This is a genomic window from Crossiella sp. CA198 (genome assembly GCF_052078295.1).
Taxonomy (GTDB): Bacteria; Actinomycetota; Actinomycetes; order Mycobacteriales; family Pseudonocardiaceae; genus Crossiella.
Genome location: NZ_JBQJIM010000004.1, coordinates 282,012 through 301,822 on the forward strand (window position 1 = coordinate 282,012; position 19,811 = coordinate 301,822).

Consider the following 19,811-nt stretch of genomic DNA (forward strand, 5'->3'; position numbering starts at 1 on the left):
TACGCCGGTTTGGCCCAAGTGGGCGTACCAGTTGGCCCAAGTTGGTACGGGACGGGTCAGCCGACTGGGGCTAGGCCTTCGTCCAGGGACAGGGCGGGCAGGGTGGCGCGGGTCAGTGCGTAGAGGTCGGCTGCGGCCAGGGTGCGGGAGGCCGCTGTGGTCGCCAGGCGGTGGGCCAGCCGGTGGGCGCCGCGTGCGGTGCGGTCCTCGCCCTCGGCGAGCAGGTCGTGCAGTGCCTCGGCCACCTCCGCGGGTACCTCGTGGCCGCACCAGATCAGCTTGCGCAGGGCCAGTTCCGCCAGGTCCTCGATCTCGTACTCGGCGAAGTCCCAGCGCTCGCCGAAGCAGTCGCCGAGTTCGGTGGACAGCTCGGCCAGGGCGGCCAGCGCCGCCGGTTCGCCCAGCAGCAGCACCACCGGGCCGCCCGGGTTGCGGCGGATCGCCTGGCAGAGCGCGTCCACCGCCTCGACCCGGCGTTCCAGCGAACCACCCGCCCAGTCGCCGTCGGCGTCGAGGAGCAGCAGTCCGCCGGTCGCGTCCTGGAATGCCTTGTCCACCAGGCTGTTCGCCTGGCCGGGCCAGCGCGGGCACAGCTGCTCGCCGAGGCTACGGCGCAGCACCTGCCCCGTGCTCAGCACGCCGAGTTCGGTCAGCGCCTGCGCGTACAGCGCGGCGACCGCGCTACGCCCCATCCCGGAGTGGCCGGACAGCACCACGTTGGCCAGTCTGCCCGGCGGCTTTCCCTTGGCCCGCAAGGCACACAGGCGCACCAGGGTGCCCCCGGCCGCTTCCGCCACCCCCGCCAGCCCGCACAGCTGCGACAGCCGCCGCCAGCCCAGGCTGGCCTGTACCGCGGCCTCCGGGTCGGTGGCCGGGTCGGGACCGGCCTTGCGTGGCGAGACCTGTTCCAGCACCACGAGTTCGGTGTTCAGGTCGGCGCCGGTGAGCCTGCTCAGCTCGGTGTCCTTGGCCGGTGGGCTCTGGGCCAGACGGGACGCCTGGTTGTTGACCATCGCCTCGAACAGTTTGCGCGCGACCCGGCCGTTGCCGAAGGTGTCGTTCTTGGGCACCCGCTCGAAGTAGTCGGTGAGCGCGTCCACCGCGTCGTCGGTGAGTTCGTAGTAGTGCTTGCCGCACAGGTTGGTGGTGATGGTGACCAGTTCGCCGACGCTGTAGTTGGGGAACTCGATGGTGCGGGAGAACCGGGAGGCCAGCCCCGGGTTGGAGGCCAGGAACCCTTGCATCAGCTCGGAATAGCCGGCCACGATGACCACGATCTCGTCCCGGTGGTCCTCCATCATCTTCATCAGCGTGTCGATGGCCTCCTGCCCGAAGTCCGGCCCACTGCCACCGGATCCACTGGCCAGGGTGTACGCCTCGTCGATGAACAGCACGCCGCCCATGGCCTTGGTGACCACCTCGGTGGTCTTGATCGCGGTCGCGCCGATGTACTGGGCCACCAGGTCCGCCCGCGCGACCTCGACCATGTGGCCGCGTTTGAGGATGCCGAGTTCGGCCAGCACCGAGCCGTAGAGCCGGGCCACCGTGGTCTTGCCGGTGCCGGGCGGCCCGGCGAAGACCAGGTGCCTGCTCATCGGCGGCATCGGCAGGCCCATCTCCTGCCGGCGCTGGGACATCTTGATCAGGTTGATCAGGCCGACGACCTCGCTCTTGACTCCGTCCAGGCCGACCAGCGTCTGCAACTCGGCCAGCGGCCCATCCAGGACCACCCCGGCCGCGCTGCCGATCGCGTCCGCGGGGCCGGCCTCGCGCTCCGGTACCGACCGAGCGGTAGGGCGCGGTGCGGCCGCCGGGGCGGGCTCGCCGGTGACGATCCCGTGCACCGACAACTGTTCGTGCTCCACGCCCCGGCGCACCGGGCTGCCCCCGCTGCCGGTGATCCGGCAGTCGGCGACCGTGGCCGCCTCTTCGGTGTCCAGCAGCACGCCGTCCCCGGCACTGCCGGTGATCTCGCACTCCCGCACCTCGCCGCGGGCGCCGCTGAGCAGGTGCACACCGTGCCTGCGGGCCGCGCGCACCCGGCAGCGTTGCGCCCGCAGCACTCCCCCGGCCGCCACGCTGATCCCGTCCTCGGCCGGGTCCACGATCTCACTGTCCTGAATGGACACTTCGGCGTCCTCGACGCGCAGCCCGCCACCACGCAGCAGCGTGGAGGCGAACTCGGCCCGCGACCCGCCTGCCACCGCCACCAGGCGCGCGCCGGATCCGCTCAGCCGCAGGTCGCTGACCTCGGCCGCGGCGCCCTCGGTGAGCGCGAGCCCCAGACCGTCGATCAGTTCGACCACCGCGTCGGTGAGCACCACCCTGGCCTGGCCCTTGAGCACCAGCGCGGCCCCGGCGGAGTCGGTCACCCGCAGGCCGGTCAGCCCGACCCGCGCCCCCGCGTCCAGCAGCAGCGCGGCCTGGGTGGCGCCCTCGACCCGCAGGCCGCCGAACTCCGGTGTGGCGGCCCCGTCCACCGCGATGCCCACCGGGCTGTCCGCCACCCGGCAGTCGTCGAAGCGCGGTGCGGCGCCACCGGTGACGTAGACCGCGACCTGCGCCGCCGAGCTGAACCGGCAGCCGCGGAATCGGGGTGCGGCCCCGTCGGCGATGTGCGCGGACTGGATGCCCGCGCCGGTGAAGTCGGAGTCGGCGATGCTGACCTCGCCGGTGGTGCGCAGGTACAGGTCGATGGTGGCGCTGCGGGTGACCACCAGGTCCCGGATCTCCGCGCCCGCCTGCTGTTCCACCACCAGGGCCGGCTTGGCAGCCTCGATGATCTCGCAGCCCTCGATCACCGCCCTGGCCTGCCCGTTGACGCAGATGCCGTTGCCGCCGGCCTTGCGCACCACCACATTCCGCAGCCCGAGCGAACCCTGCTCGGTGAGCACCACCGCGGAGGAGGCGACCTCGGTGATCTCGGTGTGCTCCACCACGCTGGGCAGCGCGGAGGTGATCACCAGCCCCACCCCGGTGGTGTTGGTGACCACGCAGTTGCGCAGCACCACACAACCCTGGTCCCTGGCCAGCAGGGCGGCCCAGGCCGAGACGGCGATCCGGCAGTCGTCGAAGGCGACCTCACCCCGCCGGATGTCCACCGCGGCGCACTGCTCGTCCGCGCCGGTGAAGCTCAGCCCGACAAACTGCACCGCGTCCGCCTCGACCACCACCGCGCTGCCGGTGCGCGCCGAGACCTCCACCGTGCCAGGGCCGTCCTCGGCGGTGATGGTGACCATCCGGGTCAGCACCAAGTTCTCCGGGTATCGGCCGGCGCACACCGAGATCGTCGCGCCGTCCCTGGCCTCCCGCAGCGCGGCGCCGATCGTCGGGTACGCGCCCGGCCTGCCCTCGGACACCACCAGCAACTGCCGATTCATCGGCGGCTCACCCTTCCCCACGCACGGTTCGGACCAGACCTGGCAGCAGCTCGAACCGCCGCGCCGCGGACTCCGGCATCCGCTGTTCGCCGTTGGCGGCAGCCCATTTCTCCACGCACCGCCGCATCGAGGTGAGCGCGAGTTCGTCCAGCGCGGCCCGGTTGCGGTCCACCCGGCCCTCGGCGTCGATCTCGCCAGCCGCCAGCTCGCGCAGCACGATCTGCCCACGACTGCCCTCGGCGGGCTCGGTCACGTCCAGCACCTTGAAGTTGGTGCCGGGCACGAACAACACCCGGTCCGCGGTGGGTTCGCCGTCGGGTTCGAGCAGCTTGGTGCGGCGCGAGGTCATCGACCACAGCAGCACGTCGGTCTGGTGCCCGGCCTGCTGCCGCGCGCAGGGCGCGGTGAGCGCGTTGACAAATCCCCATTCGGTGCACAGCGTCCGGCTCCGGTACAGCTCCCACTCGCCTGCGGTGGGTGTGGTGGAGAAGATCGCCGCACCCCGGTGCGAGGGCAGTCTGCTCAGTCCGGAGACCGCGCACCGGGCGAACGGCACGTGCGGACCGGCCAATGCCCGGCGCAGCGGCAGGTCGAGTTCGTCGCCGGCCGCGGACAGGTAGAGCCGCACCGCGACCGCGTCGGTGAGTACCCGGCCGGAGGACCGTTCCAGGGCGCTCTGGAAGCCGGGGTGTTCGGAGAGCACCCGGCCGACCGAGTTCGCCACCGCCGCGTACTCGCGGCTCAGCGCCCGGCGCAGCCATTCGCGTTCCTGGTCCAGGCCGCGTTTGGGCACCAGTGCGGCGGCCTCGGGCACCGGCGCGGGCTGCACGGCCGAGACCCATTCGACGGCGGGCGCCGGGGGTGTGGGGGCCGCTACCGGCTCGCTGGGGGTCGAGCCGATCGCGGCCGGGGCCTCCGCCGCCCTTTTCGGGGCCACTGACGGCGAAGGCTGGCGCACCGAGTCCCGCTCGGCCGCCGGGTCCGGACTGGCGTCGGTGGCCGCGCGCACCAGTGCCAGTCCGGCTGGAGCGGCGGGGGCGGCGATCTCGCGGAGAAAACCACCCCCGCCGGGTTCAGGCGCGCTTTCCAGGCGCAGGGTGGCGGGCTCCTCGGGCCGCGGGACGGCGGGCTGGGCGGGCGGCTCCAGTCGCAGCCGCGGCTGGATCAGGGTCGCCGCCTCGGCGAAACCAGCAGCCGCGATGCCCGGCCCCAGCGCGCCCTTGGCCCGGCCCGCGATCTCCGCCCGCCGGTGCAGGATCGCGCTCGCGGGTGCCACGCAACTCAGCCGCTGGGCGGCGTTGTCCAGGCTGCCGAAGAGGTCCTCGGCGAGTTGCCGCATCCGGGCCGCGGACTCGGGGTCGCCCTCGTCGTAGAGCACCAGCTGGCGCTCGGCGTCGGCCTCGGCCAGCCGGATCGCCGCGGCGTTGGCGGTGTCGTAGTGCGGCCGCAGCCACAGGCCGGACTGCACGACCTCCAGCAGCGCGTCGGGGGCGTAGGCGTAGACCGCCCGGCCGACCTCCTGCACGCCGAAGACCGGCGCCCGGTAGTTCACCGGGTACGGCGCCGACGGCTCCTGCCACGATTCCGTTGGCGCGTAACCGAGTTCGCCGACGCTGGCCTGCCAGCCCAGCGTGCCGTCCGCGCGGACCAGGTGGATGTCCGGCTCGATCCGCGCGCCGACCGGCAGCCCCGGGTAGCAGATGACGTGCTCCCCCAACGCATCGGCCACGGCCTGGCCGTAGGGCACCCCGCCCCTGCCCTCCACCGGGCCGAAGCGGGCCAGTCGCAGGCGGGGACGCACGTCCTCGGGCAGCCAGCCCCAGAACCGGGTGATGTCGTCCACGGTCACCGGGGCGGCGCCGGGGCAGCCGATCACCACGGTGCAGATCTCCGGCTGGCAGGGCACGGTGGCGATCAGCCGGGCCCGCTGCGGGCCCAGGATGTGCTCGGGTCCGCGCGGCCGCAGCCACACCCCGCCGGGCAGCGGCTCGGCCACGCCGTTGGCGCTGGTCGGCATGATCTCGGCCAGCGAGGACGGGGCCTCCCAGGCGGGCCGGGGGAATCGCTTGCCGTCCCGTTTGGGCGGCCGGCCCGGCTGGAACCGGACCCAGCCGCTGCCCCAGCCCGCGTCCACGAACAGCGAGCCGCCCACCCCTGGCATGATGTGGCCGTCCGGCGCGATGACCACCCGGTTGAGCCGCTCGGACAACCATTGCCCGGCAAGGGCGGTGGTCTCCCGGGACCGGCTGCCGATCACCAGTCGGATGCCGGAACGCTTGCGCGGCAACAACTTCGCCGTGGACTCCCACACCGAGAACGGGCTCTCCCCCGGCAGATCGACCACCACCAGCTGGTGATCGGGATCCTCGGCCAGGCCGAGGGCCAGATCGCGGATCTCGTTGCGCAGCGCGGCCCGCGGGTGCACCACCAGCGCGTTGCCGATGGTCTGGCTGGTCATGCCGCGGCCACCCTCCGGTCCGCCGCGGCGCTTGGTCAGCACGCTCACCTCAGCCAGTTCCTCTCTGCGGCACGCCCACCTCGGCCCGGCTCAGCGCCGGTCCACTGGGCAGCGCGGCCAGCACCTCGGCGGCCACCGGGCGCGGGGTGATCCCGCCGAAACCCAGGGCCTGGATGGCCTCGTCGTCGGCGAGCCGGTACTTGAACCCGCGGTCGGTGATCAGGTAGCGGTCCGGTTTGACCCCCGCCTTGGTCGGCGCGGGCACGGCGGCGGCCAGCAACCCGGTGCCCGGCTTCAGGTAGGCGCCGGTCTGCGCGGTCATCCCGGTCCAGGCCAGCCGGCGCGGCGCGGTGACGACCTGGCTGGCGAGCTGCGCGCCGTTGGTCAGCTGCCGCAGGCAGAAGGCCCGTTGCCCGGCCGGGACCTGCTTCATCGTGAGCAGGTCCGGGAGCCGATTGGTCAGCGAGGTGTCGGCCGAACGCGGGGCAGCGGCGATCGCGGCGGCGTCCACCTCTACCACGGACGTCCCGCCGTGGGCCCGCAGCAACGCCACCTCGGTGCGCGACAACGGCGCCAGGCCATCGGTCCGCAGCACCAGGAAGTTCTCCACGCCGTTGCCCACCGCGTGCCGGAAAACCGTGCCCACCGGCCGGGTCCCGCCGCTCACCGACGTACCTCCGCCGCCCGCGCCGGGGATCGTGGCGGCGCCGACGGTCAGCCCCTCCGGCAGGGCGGCCAGCCAGGCGGGCGCGGCCAGCGGCGGGGTGCCCGCGCCGAGGCCGAGCGCGATGGCCACGGTGGGGTCGGCGAGCCGGAGCTTCTGCTGTCCCCACACCACGTACTGCTCGCCGGAGGCGGCGGCCACCCACAGGTACTCGCGCTCGCCGATCGGGGTGGATTCGGCCTCGGGACTCAGGTTCATGCTCAGCGCCCCGCTCCCGCCGCCGGTCTGCGGCAGGCACAGCAGCCAAGGCCCGGTGACCAGGGATCCGGGGCCAGGCACCGAATCGGGGGCGTTCGGGATGCCCACCGGCCGGCCGCGGTCGAGTTCGGCTAGGGAGGCGCGGCTGATGGTCTCCACCGTCGATCCCTGGCCCTGCACCAGCATCGCGGAGGCGTGGTTGAGCACCGGGACGAGCAGCCCGTGCTGGTAGACGTAGCGGGCGCCGCTCTCCTTCTCCACCAGGATGACCCCCGGCTTGCGCCACGCGGTGTTGCCGCCCGGGTTGATCAGCCCGTACACCCAGAAGGCGACCCCGATCAACAGGCCGAGCACCAGTCCGAAGATCACCCCGGTCACCGCGCGCCGGGCCGGTGGCTCACCGTAGTTGGTGTCCCCCAACAGCAGAGCCGCGCTCATCCGGCCCACCAGGGTCTGGTAGGCGTGCACGTGGTCCTTGCGGGTCTGCACCGGCGCTCACCCGGCCAGTCCACGCGCCCAGGCGAAAACGCCCAGCGCGTGCATCAGGAACGGGATCAGCGCGAGCGCTAGCAGCTTCTCCAGCACATCGCCGCTGTGCGGCCAGATCGGCAGCAGCCTGCGGTGCGCCGGGCGCAGCGCGGCCAGCACCAGCAGCAGCGCGCCACCCAGCAGCGCGGCCACGCCGATCCCGCGCCACAGGTCGGTCCACTCGGCGAGCAGGGACAGCGCGAACAACGCCAGGCCCCAGGAGCCGGCCAGCGCGAGTCCGGTGCGCTGGCCGATGTTGAGGAACTCCCTGGCGCGCAACAGCACCAGCACCGCGAGCAGCCCGGCCAGGGTGTACTCCAGCCAGGTGGGCGCGGCCAGCAGGTACCACAGGGCCACCGCGATGACCGTGGCCGAACCGATGGCCAGCACGCTGAGGTAGCGGTCGGCGTGCCCGGTCTGGGCGACCACCTCGGCCGCGGGCTCCGGCTCCACGTCGATCTTGAGTTCCTCGGCGGTGCGCGGCAACTGGGGTCCGCGCAGCCTGGCCGTCCGGGTGGCCAGTTTGGGCGCGGCCAGGGTCAGCAGGAAGAACGTGGTCGCCACCACCACCGCGTTCTGGGTGGGAGTGAGTCCGACCCCCAGGTGCAGCCACATCGCCATGATCCCGCCGAGACCGGCCACCGCGGCGCAGCCGAAAGGCACGATCGGGAGGTCCGGCGCCAGCAGCCGTTGCACCAGCAGCAAAGCCGCCGAGACCCCAGTCAGCGCCAACGCGCCCACCAGCACCCCGAACGGCGCCAGCGCCAGTGTCCCGGCCACGCCCTCGACGCCCAGTGCGCCGCAGAGCGCGGCGAACAGGCAGCCCGCGGTGCCCACCACCGCGGCCAGGCCCCGATCGGCCAGGATGCGCGCGACGATGGTGGCCGCCACGCACAGCACCAGCGCCAGCTCCCCGGCGACGATCGAGGCGACCAGTCCGCTGGTGTTGCTGAACAAGGACACACCGATCACGCCGAAGAGTGCGCCGGTGAGACTGAGGAACAGGGTGCGGTTGACCTGCTCGTTCCACCGGTTGCCCTGGCGGCTGACCGCGGTGGCCATGCCGTCGGCGATATCGTCGAAGTCCAGTTCCGGCAACGCTTCCTCGGCCCGCAGCAGGTGCAGCCGCTCGCCGTCGAGCCAGTCCAGGGTCTCCGGGGTGCCGTCGGGGTCGAACGGCGTCTCGCCGAGCCGTTGCAGCACCCAGGCCCCGGCCTCATCGCCGTCCGGGACGCGTTCGGCCTCCCGGAGCACGTGCCGGACCAGGGTCGGCAGCAGGGCCGAGACCGTGGTGGTGACCGGCACCGCGAGATCGGCCCGGCCGCTGGGGCCGAACACCGTGATGCGGCACAGTTCCGCGTTCCTCGTGGCGCTCATCGTTCTGCCTTCCCCGACCACGTGCTCGCGGCGACCGGGTCGTGCTGCTGGGTGGTTTCCACTGGTACGTAACCGGTCTGGATCAGCCGGATCCCGCGCCGGGTGACGAGTTGGGCGCGGCCGGGCGGCAGGGTCCGCGGCGGGGCCTCGCCGAGGAACTTGCCCTCCTCCTTGGGATAGGAGAACAACAGCGCCGGGCTGCCCAGTTCCCACAGCCGCCGCAGCAGCGGATCCATCATGCCGCGCAACGCGTTCGCGCTGCTGCGGGCCAGGATGAGGTGGAAGCCGATGTGCACGCCCTGGGCCAGCAACGGCAGCAGGGTGTCCAGCGGTGTGCCCATGCCCATCCCGCCGCCGAACAGCTCGTAGTCATCGACCACCACGAACAACTGCGGGCCGGTCCACCAGTCGCGCCTGCGCAGGCGTTCGGAGGAGATGTCCGCGCCGGGCACCCGCCGGTGCAGGGACACCGCGGCCTTGTTCGCCAGTTCGGTCAACGCCTCCGCGCTGATCGCGTGGCCGACCCGGTAGGCATCCGGCACGATCTCGTCGAGGTCGCGGCGGGAGTCACCCAGGACGATCTTCGCCTCGTCCGGGCCGTGCCCGGCCACGATCTGGCGCAGCAGCAACCGCAACGCGTTGGTCTTGCCGGTCTCGGCGTCACCGAGCATGAACAGGTGCGGGGTGGTGTTGAAGTCGTGCCAGACCGGGTTGAGCCGCTGCTCGTCCAGGCCGAGGCAGAACCGCAGATCGCCTGGGGAGCGCGGCAATTCCACCATGGGCAGCTTGGTCGGCAGCAACCGCACACCCGGCGCGCTGCGGCCCGGCCAGAAGATACGCACTTCCTCCACAATGGACTTGGTCGCGGCGGCCAGATCCTCCACATCGGACACTCCGTCCAACCGGGGCAGGCCGGCCAGGAAGTGGCAGCCCGAGCTGGTCAGGCCGCGACCCGGCTGGTTCGGCACGGTGGCGGCCTTGCGGCCCTGCACCTCCGACTCCATCGCATCGCCCAGCCGCAGCTCGAACCGGGTGCCCAGCACATCACGCAGCCAGGGCCGGATCTCCGACCAGCGGGTGGAGGAGACCACCAGGTGCACGCCGTAGGACAGGCCACGGGCGGCGATCTCGGTCAGCTTGGTCTCCAGGTCGCCGAAGTCCTGACGCAGGGTGAACCAGCCGTCGATGACCAGGAACACCTCGCCGTGCGCGTCCTCGACCCTGCCCTCCCGCCGTGCCAGGCGGTAGTCGGCCATCGACTCGAAACCCAGCTCCGCGAAACGGGTCTCGCGCATTTCCATCACCTGCACGACCTCGGCCAGGGTGCGCACCACCCGGTCGCGGTCCATCCGGGTGGCCACCGAGCCGACGTGCGGCAGACCGCTGATCGACATCAGCCCGCCGCCACCGAAGTCCAGGCCGTAGAACTGGATCTCTTCCGGGGTGTGGGTCAGCGCCAGGCCGAGGATGAGCGTGCGCAGCAGGGTGGACTTGCCGGTCATCGGCGCGCCGACCACGCCGACGTGGCCGTCCGCGCCGGAGAGGTCCGCCACCAGCAGCTCGCGCATCTGCTCGTACGGCAGGTCCACCAGGCCGACCGGCACCCGCAGCCGGGCCCGCACCGCGGGGTCGTCCACGGTCATGCCGAGGTCGGGGTGCGGCACCACGCTGGGCAGCATCGAGTCCAGGCTGGGCGAGTGCGACAACGGCGGCAGCCACACCTGGCGGGCCGCCGGGCCCGCGCCGGCGAGCCTGCCGATGAGCACCTCGGCCAGACTCGGCGCGTCCTCACCCGCGGCCTGCGCCTCGGCCTCGGTGGCTTCCTCCTGCTCCTCCTCGATCTTAGCGGCGCGGATCTCGTGCTGCCGGGGATTGGGCTGGGTGTAGAAGGGCGCGACCTCACCGGCCACGGTCTCGGCCTCGACGCCGGGGCCGCCGGTGGGCGCGGTGGTCCGGCAGGGGCCGGAGACGTAGGCGCCCTTGAACCGGATCAGCGTGGAAGTGTCGATCTTGAGGTAGCCGTTGCCCGGTCCGGGCGGCAGTTCGTAGGCGTCGGCGACCCCGATGACACTGCGGGATTCCATCGAGGAGAAGGTGCGCAGCGCGACCCGGTAGGACAGGTGGCCCTCCACCCGGTGGATGCGGCCCTCGTCCAGTCGTTGTGAGGCAAGCAGAAGGTGCACGCCGAGGGAGCGGCCGAGCCTGCCGATGGAGACGAACAGCTCCATGAACTCCGGTTTGCTGCCCAGGAGTTCGCTGAACTCGTCCACGATCACCAGCAGGGTGGGCAGCGGGGTGAGCTGGCCGCCGGTGGTGCGGGCCTTCTCGTAGTCGAACAGCGAGGAATACCCGCTCTCCCGCAGGATCTCCTGGCGGCGGGTCATCTCCCCGTTGAGCGAGTCCTGCATGCGGTCTACCAGGGGCAGTTCGTCGGCCAGGTTGGTGATCACCGCGGAGGTGTGCGGGAGCTTGTCCATGCCGAGGAAGGTCGCGCCGCCCTTGAAGTCGACCAGGACCAGGTTGAGCACCTCCGAGGAGTGGGTGGCCGCGAGCGCGCAGACCAGGGTGCGCAGCAGCTCGCTCTTGCCGGAACCCGTTGCCCCGATGAGCATTCCGTGCGGGCCCATACCGCCCTGCGCGGACTCCTTGAGGTCGAGTTCGACCACCTCGCCGTCCTCGGTGACCCCGATCGGCACCTGCAACCTGGCCCGCTGCGGGGTTTTCTGCCGCCACTGCGCGGCCACGTCGAAGGTGTGCACGTCGCGGATGCCGAGCAGGGTGGTCAGCTCGAAGTCGTTCTCGAACGGCCGGTCCACGATGTCCACCGTGCCGCTGGTGCGCTTGGCCGCCAGCAACCGGGCCAGGGTCTCGGCCTGCACCGGGCTGAGCTGATCGCAGGTGGCCGAACCGGTGTCGGTGTCGGCGGGGTAGGACACCCGGCCGTCCTGACAGGTCAGGCGCAGCACCTTGGCGCCACCGGGCAGTTCCCCGGTGGCGTCCAGCAGCACCACGTTGCGCAGCCCCGGCCCCAGCAACGGCGAGTGCGCGGGGATGGCGGCCAGGTGCGCGAGGATCACCACGAACGGTTCGGCCGCGCCGGGCAGCACGCTCTTGTCGTGATCACCCCGGGAGAGCACCTCGGGGCCGAGCAGGTCGAGCAGCTCGTCGTGCTCGCAGGAGAGCAGCCGTAGGGGCCCGGCCGCGTCGTGGGCGACCGGGTGCGCGGTGTGTGGCAGCCATTTCACCCAGTCCCACTCGGACTGGTTGCGTGCTCCGGTCAGCACGGCGATCCGCAGTTCGTCCGGGGCGTGGAAGCTGACCAGCTGGCCGAGCATGGCGCGCAGCAGCCCGGCCACCGCGTCCGGGTCACCGGCGAACTCGACACTGGTGAAACTGCGCAGCCCCACCGGGATCGGGATGCCGGTCACCGTCCGGTAGGTCTCGCTGAACCGGCGCAACGAGATCGCCGACAATGGTTCCAGGTCCTCGATCGGTTTGGTGGCGGGCGGGGTGAACTCCATGACCGACTGCTGGGTACCCAGCCCAAGCCGCACCCTGGCGAAGTCGTCGTGGCTGCCCCGCCGCTCCCACAGCCGGGGCCCACCGGCCAGCGACCACAGTCCGGCGGGCGCGGGGTTGTTCCACACCACGGCTTTGCGTTGCGCCTCAGAGCTTTCCCGCGCCTTGCGACGCAGCTGGCCGATGTAGCGCAGGTAGTCGCGGCGTTCGGCGTTGAGCTTGCGCTTGCGCTCCATGGAATCCCGCAGGAACTGAGTGATCCCCATGGCGACCATGCCGATCCCCATCGCCCCAGCCATGATCAGGATCAGCGGCGAGGCGCCGCCGCCACCGGCCGAGGAGAACATCAGGATCATCACCAACGGCCCCATGGCCATCGGGATGAACATCAGCACCGAGCTGAGATCCCGCGCCGCCGGCTCCGGCATCACCGGCGGTTCCTGGAGTTCCTCCTCCCCCTCGGGCAGCTCCGGCCCCGCCACCCGGGGACCGCGTTTGACCGTGACCGTGCTCATCCGATCACTCCCGGAGCCGCTGCTTTGTGTGCGCCCCAGGCACTGCTGTCCCGCCGGAGCAGATCGGCGGCCGTGCGTTCGGGCGTCTCTTCCTCGGTCCGCTCCGGCTGGACCTCCTCCACCGCGGCGTCCTCCTCGCTGCACGTCCCCTGCTCGTCCGGCTCGAACGGCCGGGGCAGGAACAGCGCGGGGTCCGCGGCCCGGTCGGACTCAGGACCGCGCGCGGCACGGGCGGAGGCGGAAACCCCGCTGTGCGCCCAGGCCGTGTTCTCGCGCAACGTGTACTCCGGCGCCTCGGGCTCCTCGGCCCGCTGCCCGGCCAGGCCACCGAGACCGAACAGGCTGCCCGCCACCGGAAGATCCCAGGAGCTGATGTCCTCCTCGTTCTCAGCTGGCGCGACCACCGCGATCCGCTCTTCCGCGGCAACCGGTTCGAGCTTCTTCGCCTTCGGCTCCTCCCGCGCGGCGGCCCACTCCGCGGTGGTGCCGGCCGGGGTGTCCACTCCACGCGGGTCACCCAGGCCGGGAGTCTCCGGAGCTGCCCAGGGCTTGACCTCGCCACCGATCAACCCGGAAGCATCCGACCGCTCGCTGTTCGACGCACTCCCAGCAGGAGCCATCGGCATGCCCGGCGGCGGCATCATCGGCGCACCAGCCGTATTCGCCGACGCCCCACCCGGCGCAGCAGCCCACTCCTGCCCGGCGGCCGCCGGGGTGTCCACCCCACGCGGATCACCCAGTCCAGGCGCCTCTGGAGCCGTCCAAGGCTTGACCTCACCGCCGATGAGCCCGGAGGAATCCGACCGATCCCCACCCGAGGCACCGCCTGGCGCACCACCGGGAGCCATCGGCGCACCCGGCGGCATCACCGGCGCGCCAGCCGAATTCGACGAGGCCCCACGCGGCGCACCCAATCCGGGCGCCTCCGCCCCATTCCACGGCTTGGCCTCACCACTTGGCGCACCACCACCGGGAGCCGTCGGCGCACCGGGCGGCATCACCGGCACACCAGGCGGATTCGGCAGCGACACATTCGGAGCGGCAACCCGCTCCTTCCCAATAGCCGCAGGAGTATCCACGCCACGCGGATCACCCAGCCCAGGAGCCTCCGAACCCTTCCAGGGCTTGGCCTCCCCACCAATCAACCCAGAAGAATCCGACCGATCCCCACCAGGAGCACCGCCTAGCGCACCACCTCCCGGAGCCATCGGCGCACCAGGCGGCATCATCGGCATCTCAGGCGGATTCGGCAACGACACATTCGGAGCGGCAACCCGCTCCTTCCCAATAGCCGCCGGGGTATCGACCCCACGCGGATCACCCAGACCGGGCGCCTCCGCCCCCTTCCACGGCTTGACCTCCCCACCAATCAACCCAGAAGAATCCGACCGATCCCCACCCTGCGCGCCACCAGGCGCCCCACCACCAGGAGCCATCGGCGCACCAGGCGGCATCATCGGCATCTCAGGCGGATTCGGCAACGACACATTCGGAGCGGCAACCCGCTCCTTCCCAATAGCCGCCGGGGTATCGACCCCACGCGGATCACCCAGACCGGGCGCCTCCGCCCCCTTCCACGGCTTGACCTCCCCACCAATCAACCCAGAAGAATCCGACCGATCCCCACCCTGCGCGCCACCAGGCGCCCCACCACCAGGAGCCATCGGCGCACCAGGCGGCGGCATCATCGGCATACCAGCCGGATTCGGCGACTTCGCCCCCGGCCCGGCAGCCCAGTCCTGCACATCGCCCTTCGCCACCTCACCCGGCCCGCGCGGATCCCCGAGCCCGGGAAGCCCCTTCCCCTTCCACGGCTTGACCTCCCCGCCGATCAACCCGGAGGAATCCGACCGATCCCCACCACCAGCTCCACCCGGCGCACCGCCACCGGGAGACATCGGCATACCCGGCGGCGGCATCATCGGCATACCAGGGGAATTCGGCCTCGACGCACCCGGCGCGGCCCAGTCCTTCTGCGGGTTGTGCGGCATCTGGGGATCGCCCAGGCCGGGCATTGTGGGGCTCTGCCAGGGCTTGCCGTCGCCGATCGGCCCGTGCGAGCCATGCCGGTCCACGATGCCGCCGCCAGGCAGACCGCCCGCTCCCGGACCCGAGCCGGGGTGGAACGGCATGGGCGGGGGCACGGTGGCCGCACGGCGGTCGGACAGTTTGGGCGCGTCGGGGTGGTTGCCCGCGGCCCAGTCCTTGGGGTTGGGCAGGTTCTGCCCGCCAGGGGGCTTGTCGCCGGTCCACTTGTGCAGATCCGGTGCGGGCGGCTTGTGCAGCTCGGGCAGCGACGGCGGCTTGACACCACCGGGCGGGGGCGTCGGCTGGAAGCGGGTCGGCACGTCACTGCCCGGCAACTTGGGAGGCGGCATGGCCGCGCCCGGCAGCCTGGGGGACGGCGTGCTGCTGCCCGGCGACCTGGGTCCGCCCGCGGAGCCTGGCGGCGGGGTCGGCAGGAAGGGCAGGGGCGGCGCGACCGCATTGTTGTGGACCGGCGGTTTCAGTCCCGCACCACCGGGCACGCTCTTCGGCGCGGACTCCGGGTTGTGCTTGCCGCCCGGGACGTGGGCGAGCGTCGGCGTGAGCGGCGGCATCGAGCCACTGTGGCCAGGCGCGTTCGGCCCCGCACCACCGGACCCGGGCAGGCTCTTCGGCGTGAACTCGTTCGGAGCCCGATTGCCGATCCCCGCACCGCCGGGCGGCGCACTGGCGTGGAAGCTGGGCGGGGTGTGGCTGCCCGGTCCCTTGCCATCCGGCGGGGCACTGGCGGTGAAATCACGCGCGGCGTGCTCACCCGGCCCCTTGCCACCCGGCGGCTTGATGGCGAAAGCCGGGCTCAACGGCGGACCGTTCACCTCCGACGGCGGCTTGATGGCGACCGCCGGACTCAGCGGCGGACCGTTCCTCAGCTCGGGCGGCAGGTTGTCCAGCCCAAGCTTGTTCGGCCCGCCCGGCCCGCTGCCGAGCGGATCAGGGGTCGGCACCTTCTGCAGTTCGGTGTCGAACCGCTTCTCCTGGTAGTTCCCGGCGAGGGTCTTCAGCACCGACCGCATGTCCTTGGTCATCTGTTCGACGACGAGTGGGAACTCGCTCACCTTGGTCTTGTTGTTCTCCAAGGTGATGTCGATGCCGTAGTGGTGCGCCTGGGTCTCCGCCGCGATGCGCCGGGTCTCGGCGGCGTAGTGCACGTCGATGTCGTGCACGGTGCGGCGCGCCCACTCAAGGTAGTTGCCAGCCGACCACAACTGCTCGGGCACGGGGTCCATTCCGGACGGTCCGCCGCCGATCTGCTCGGCCTGCTGCAGGAACGCCTTGGAGAACGGGGTCATCAGACCCAGGAACGCGGTCGCGGCCTCGCCCTGCCAGGGACGGCCTTCGCCGGCCAGCGCCTCGGCCTGATCCCGAATGCTGTCGCCCACCATGGTCAGCACCACCCTGGCCTCCTGGAAGGTCAGCGCGGCGTTCCACAGGGTGCTGGGATCGGACTTGCCGTCCAGCTCGTGCACGGCCTTCTTGCCGTGCCCGCCGGCCACCCCGTGGATGGCGGCCTTGATGGTCTTCCAGTCCCAGGAGTCGTAGTCCGCCTTGGACATGGTCTGCGAGCCATCGCCGGTGGCGACGACCGCGCCGTCGACGACCTTGAAACCGGTGTTCTTGGACTGGTCGTTTGCTTCGTCAGCCATTGTCCAGAGCTTTCGTCCAGGGCGGGGCAGACCGCGGTGTGCAGGGGGAACGCGGGGTCAGCAGGCGGCAGTCACTTGGTGCGGGAGTCTTCCCCGCCACCACCCTTGGCACCGTCACCGATACCGCCAAGGCCACCGCCGCCAACCGCGCCCGCACCGCCGACCATCGAGATGATGCGCTGCCTGGCGTTCTCGATGTGCTCGCTGAGATCCTTGCCAGTGGCGGAGTTCAGCTCCTCCGTGGTCGCGTAGGCGGTGGCCAGCTTCTCCAGCTCCTCCGCCGCCTGCGTAATCGCGTTGATCGCGTTGATGGTGAACTTCTCGGTGGCGTGCTGGATCGAGGTCACCCCGCCCGAGCTGTCCCCGGTCTTCGACCCGGTCACCTTCTTCACCAGCTCGAAGGCGTCGAAGAACACCCCTGGCGCGAGCTTGGTCTCCCGGATCTTGTGCAGCACATCCTTCAACGGCGGAATCAGCGACCGGATGTTCGTCGCGAACTCCTTCAACGCCTCCGTGCTGACCCGCGTCCCCGCACCCGATCCGTCCTCTGTGGACGGAACTGGCGGCGGAGGGAACCTCTTGCCGACATCACCGTCGGAAAGCCCGCCCCAGGCCGGGTCGGCCTTGGTGTTGATGTCGTAGTCCTTCGCCGACATCCCCTTGATCTCGTCCTTCTTGCTTGCCACTCCCGCGCTCCTGTTGTCTCTGGTGAGGTCGTGCTCGCGATCAGCCGGACTTCTTGCCCGTTGGCATGTTCCGGCGCAGGTCCACCGCCACCGCTTCGCCCTGCTCCTCCGCTGCCGCGGCGAGTTTTCCCAGCGCCCCCATGGATTCCGCGGTCGTGCCGACCGCCGTGCCGATGGAGTACAGGACGCTGATGACCGAGTTCACGCCTTTCGTGTAGCCACCCTGGAACTTGTCCCACGTCTCGTCCGTCTCGCCGTTGACCAGCGGCGGGTGACTGAGCAACTCGCCGAACTGGCCCGCGAACTGGGCGAAGGCGACGCCCAGGTGCCGGAAGTTCTCCGCGGCGCCGGCCAGGGCGTCGGTGTCGAACCTGATGTTCTCCCCGCCACCGCCCAGCTCCACCGGGTTTCCGCCACTGGCTGGGGACGAGGGCGCGGAGCCGTTCTCGGCGCCGCCACCGGGAGTGGCTGGTTTGGTCGACACGGGTGTCACTCCCCGCTCTTGGCGCGGTCACCGGAATCGGCGCCCGTGCGTGGTTCCGCCGACATCAGTTCCTGGAGATCCAGCTTGCCGCTGAACAACTTGTGCGCGTCAACGCCCTCGGGCAGACTCGGCGCGAGCAACTCCGCGGCCGCGTGCGTCGCCTGGTCCTGGGCCTTGCGCAGGGTGTCGAGCAGGGCGGCGGCCAGTTCCCTCGGCGCCATGTTCTTGTACGCACCGGTGGGAAACGAGATGTCCTTGACCACACCGCCATGTCCGACGGTGACCGACACCGTGTTGCGCGGCGCCGACACCGTGCAGGAGATCTCACCGAGCTGCCGCTGGGTCTCCCGCACCTGGTCGAACTGCCGGCGGTACTGCGCGTAGAGCTGTTCCACCTGCTCCGATCGCGGCGTGGACACCGGTTCCTCCCAACGATTTTCCTTGGTACCACACGATTTCCGTCAGGAACGGAGCACCGCCGGGTGTCTGCGCCTCGACGGTGCTCCGGACCTCACTTGACGCTGTAGCCACCCCAGGCGTTCATGCCGGTGTGCTCAACCTTCAGGTAGCCCTCGGTGATCTGCTGCAGCGCGGTCTCCGCGGCGTTGAGGCTGTGCGGCATGCGCTGGGCGGCCGCGTCCCACTGCGACTTGGCGGTCAGGTACTGGTCCTTGGCGCCGTCCTGCCAGTCCTGCAGGGTGCTGGTGATCTGCTGGTGCATGTTCTCCAGCTCGTTCTGCAGCTGCTTGGTGATCGCGGCCATCTGGTCGCGGACCGAGTCGGCCATACCCCGGTTGAAGGTATAGGTGGGCAAGGCTCTGTCCTCTCGTTTCGCTGACGGGGTAAGGGAATGACGCGCTCAGACGCCGGGGAGGCCGCCGCCGCCCGCACCGACCGGGATCCGGGCCGCGGTGTCCATGTTGGCCTGCTCGCCCTCGGTGATGACCTTGCGGTTGCCGTTCATCATCTCGATCATCTCGCCCAGCTTGTGGACGATGAGCTTGCAGTCGTCCATCCACGCATTCATCGAGGCGTCGTAGGCCTCGTAGGCACGGCCGGTCCAGGTGGACTTCAGGCTCGCGAGGGCGCCGGACACCGTGTTCATGCCGTTGCGCGCGACGCTCTGGGTGCTGCCGAGATGCCCAGCGGCCTGCAGCATTCCCGGGGTTGTTGTTGACACACCAGCCATGGAAAAACCATCTCCCTTAGTGAACGATGCCACTTCACACGAAGCCGCTTCGGCGCCAGCAGACCGGATGAATGCATCAAGCACAACGACCGTGGTCTAGACATGTACAGATGAACTGCCCGGGTGCCCGATCTGACCGACAACAGGGCACGGACGCAACGTCGGGCGAAGTTGGTTTTCCACCATTTTCCGGACATTTCCGAAACCCGCGGCCGCGGTTGCCCGAACACACATAAGCACTTGCCCGACCGGGCAACTATGACAAACCTATGACCGCGTCCGCCCTGGCCAGGCACTTCGCCCAGCCACGTGTGACCATCGGAGAATGCCGCCGCATAACCTGTTGAACCCGAACTGGATCGACACCGAGAGCACATCGCGAGAAGAGAATGGGTATTCGATTTCCCGGTCTTCTCCGGCGATCAAGGTAGCGGTGAACGCGACCGACTGGCTGAGCCGGCGGGGGCTGCGGACCAGGCTGGAATGCCACCCTGAGCTGCGCGTACTGGACGAGACCGGCATCGCGGACGTGGTCGTGGTGGCCACCAGGTTCGGCACCCCGTCCGCGGTGGCGCTGCTGCGCCGGGGCTGTCCCACGGTGGACCGGGACACGCCGACCGTGCTGGTCACCAGCCAGGTGGACAACCTGCGGCTGCTGGTCGAGCAGCAGGTGGTGGAGGTGCTGCCGCGCAACTCGGCCACCTCGGAGGACCTGTTCACCGCGGTGGCCGCCGCCAGCGAGCGTGCCGAGGTCAGCCCGGCCCACCTGCAGACCAGGCTGGCCGATCGGGCCGCCACGCATTTCGGCGAGCCGGGCCAGGCCGAGGTGAACGCGCTGAATGACCGGGAACAGGCCGTGCTGCGCCTGCTCGCGGAAGGCTGGGACACCAATCGGATCGCGGAACAGCTCTGCTACTCCGAGCGCACGGTGAAAAACGTGCTCTACGGAATGACCAGCCGGCTGAGCCTGCGCAACCGGGCGCACCTGGTGGCCTACGCCATCCGCACCGGAATGATCTGAACCGGCCAGTCCGGAAAAAACGAATGATCAGCCACCGGTCGCA

General features: G+C 70.9%; 12 protein-coding genes. 1 reads left to right on the top strand and 11 read right to left on the bottom strand.

Annotated elements, in window-relative coordinates:
• Positions 1-56 precede the first annotated feature (56 nt).
• From ACTOWY_RS08405 to ACTOWY_RS08455, 11 genes are all read right to left on the bottom strand, one after another.
• Entirely contained in the window at positions 57-3,380 is a 3,324-nt protein-coding gene (locus tag ACTOWY_RS08405) for a right-handed parallel beta-helix repeat-containing protein (protein ID WP_441309040.1), read from the bottom strand.
• Between the two features lie 7 nt (positions 3,381-3,387).
• Positions 3,388-5,886, bottom strand: a complete 2,499-nt coding sequence (locus ACTOWY_RS08410; protein WP_441309041.1) for a hypothetical protein — start codon at positions 5,884-5,886, stop codon at positions 3,388-3,390.
• A 1-nt stretch (position 5,887) separates the two neighbouring features.
• Positions 5,888-7,249: a type VII secretion protein EccB gene (eccB, locus tag ACTOWY_RS08415; RefSeq protein ID WP_441309042.1), complete on the bottom strand. Its 1,362-nt coding sequence runs from the start codon at positions 7,247-7,249 to the stop codon at positions 5,888-5,890.
• Positions 7,250-7,255: 6 nt separating this feature from the next.
• Positions 7,256-8,665: a type VII secretion integral membrane protein EccD gene (gene eccD, locus ACTOWY_RS08420; protein WP_441309043.1), complete on the bottom strand. Its 1,410-nt coding sequence runs from the start codon at positions 8,663-8,665 to the stop codon at positions 7,256-7,258.
• Positions 8,662-12,699 carry a type VII secretion protein EccCa gene (gene eccCa / locus ACTOWY_RS08425; RefSeq protein WP_441309044.1) on the bottom strand — a complete coding sequence of 1,346 codons (4,038 nt, stop codon included), beginning with the start codon at positions 12,697-12,699 and terminating at the stop codon, positions 8,662-8,664. Before eccCa ends, eccD begins: the two co-directional genes overlap by 4 nt.
• On the bottom strand, positions 12,696-16,388 hold the full coding sequence (locus ACTOWY_RS08430; RefSeq protein ID WP_441309045.1) for a hypothetical protein: 3,693 nt from the start codon (positions 16,386-16,388) through the stop codon (positions 12,696-12,698). Before ACTOWY_RS08430 ends, eccCa begins: the two co-directional genes overlap by 4 nt.
• 71 nt (positions 16,389-16,459) lie before the next feature.
• Positions 16,460-17,074, bottom strand: a complete 615-nt coding sequence (locus ACTOWY_RS08435) for a hypothetical protein (protein ID WP_441309046.1) — start codon at positions 17,072-17,074, stop codon at positions 16,460-16,462.
• 40 nt (positions 17,075-17,114) lie between these two features.
• Positions 17,115-17,558, bottom strand: coding sequence for a hypothetical protein (locus ACTOWY_RS08440; RefSeq protein ID WP_441309047.1), 444 nt, complete (start codon positions 17,556-17,558; stop codon positions 17,115-17,117).
• A gap of 5 nt (positions 17,559-17,563) precedes the next feature.
• Positions 17,564-17,977, bottom strand: a complete 414-nt coding sequence (locus tag ACTOWY_RS08445; protein WP_247765033.1) for a YbaB/EbfC family nucleoid-associated protein — start codon at positions 17,975-17,977, stop codon at positions 17,564-17,566.
• 92 nt (positions 17,978-18,069) lie between these two features.
• Entirely contained in the window at positions 18,070-18,372 is a 303-nt protein-coding gene (locus ACTOWY_RS08450) for a WXG100 family type VII secretion target (RefSeq protein ID WP_185004405.1), read from the bottom strand.
• Between the two features lie 45 nt (positions 18,373-18,417).
• Positions 18,418-18,747 carry a WXG100 family type VII secretion target gene (locus ACTOWY_RS08455; protein WP_441309048.1) on the bottom strand — a complete coding sequence of 110 codons (330 nt, stop codon included), beginning with the start codon at positions 18,745-18,747 and terminating at the stop codon, positions 18,418-18,420.
• Positions 18,748-19,180: 433 nt separating this feature from the next.
• Between ACTOWY_RS08455 and ACTOWY_RS08460 the strand changes: the two genes are divergently transcribed.
• On the top strand, positions 19,181-19,768 hold the full coding sequence (locus ACTOWY_RS08460) for a response regulator transcription factor (protein ID WP_441309049.1): 588 nt from the start codon (positions 19,181-19,183) through the stop codon (positions 19,766-19,768).
• Positions 19,769-19,811 lie beyond the last annotated feature (43 nt).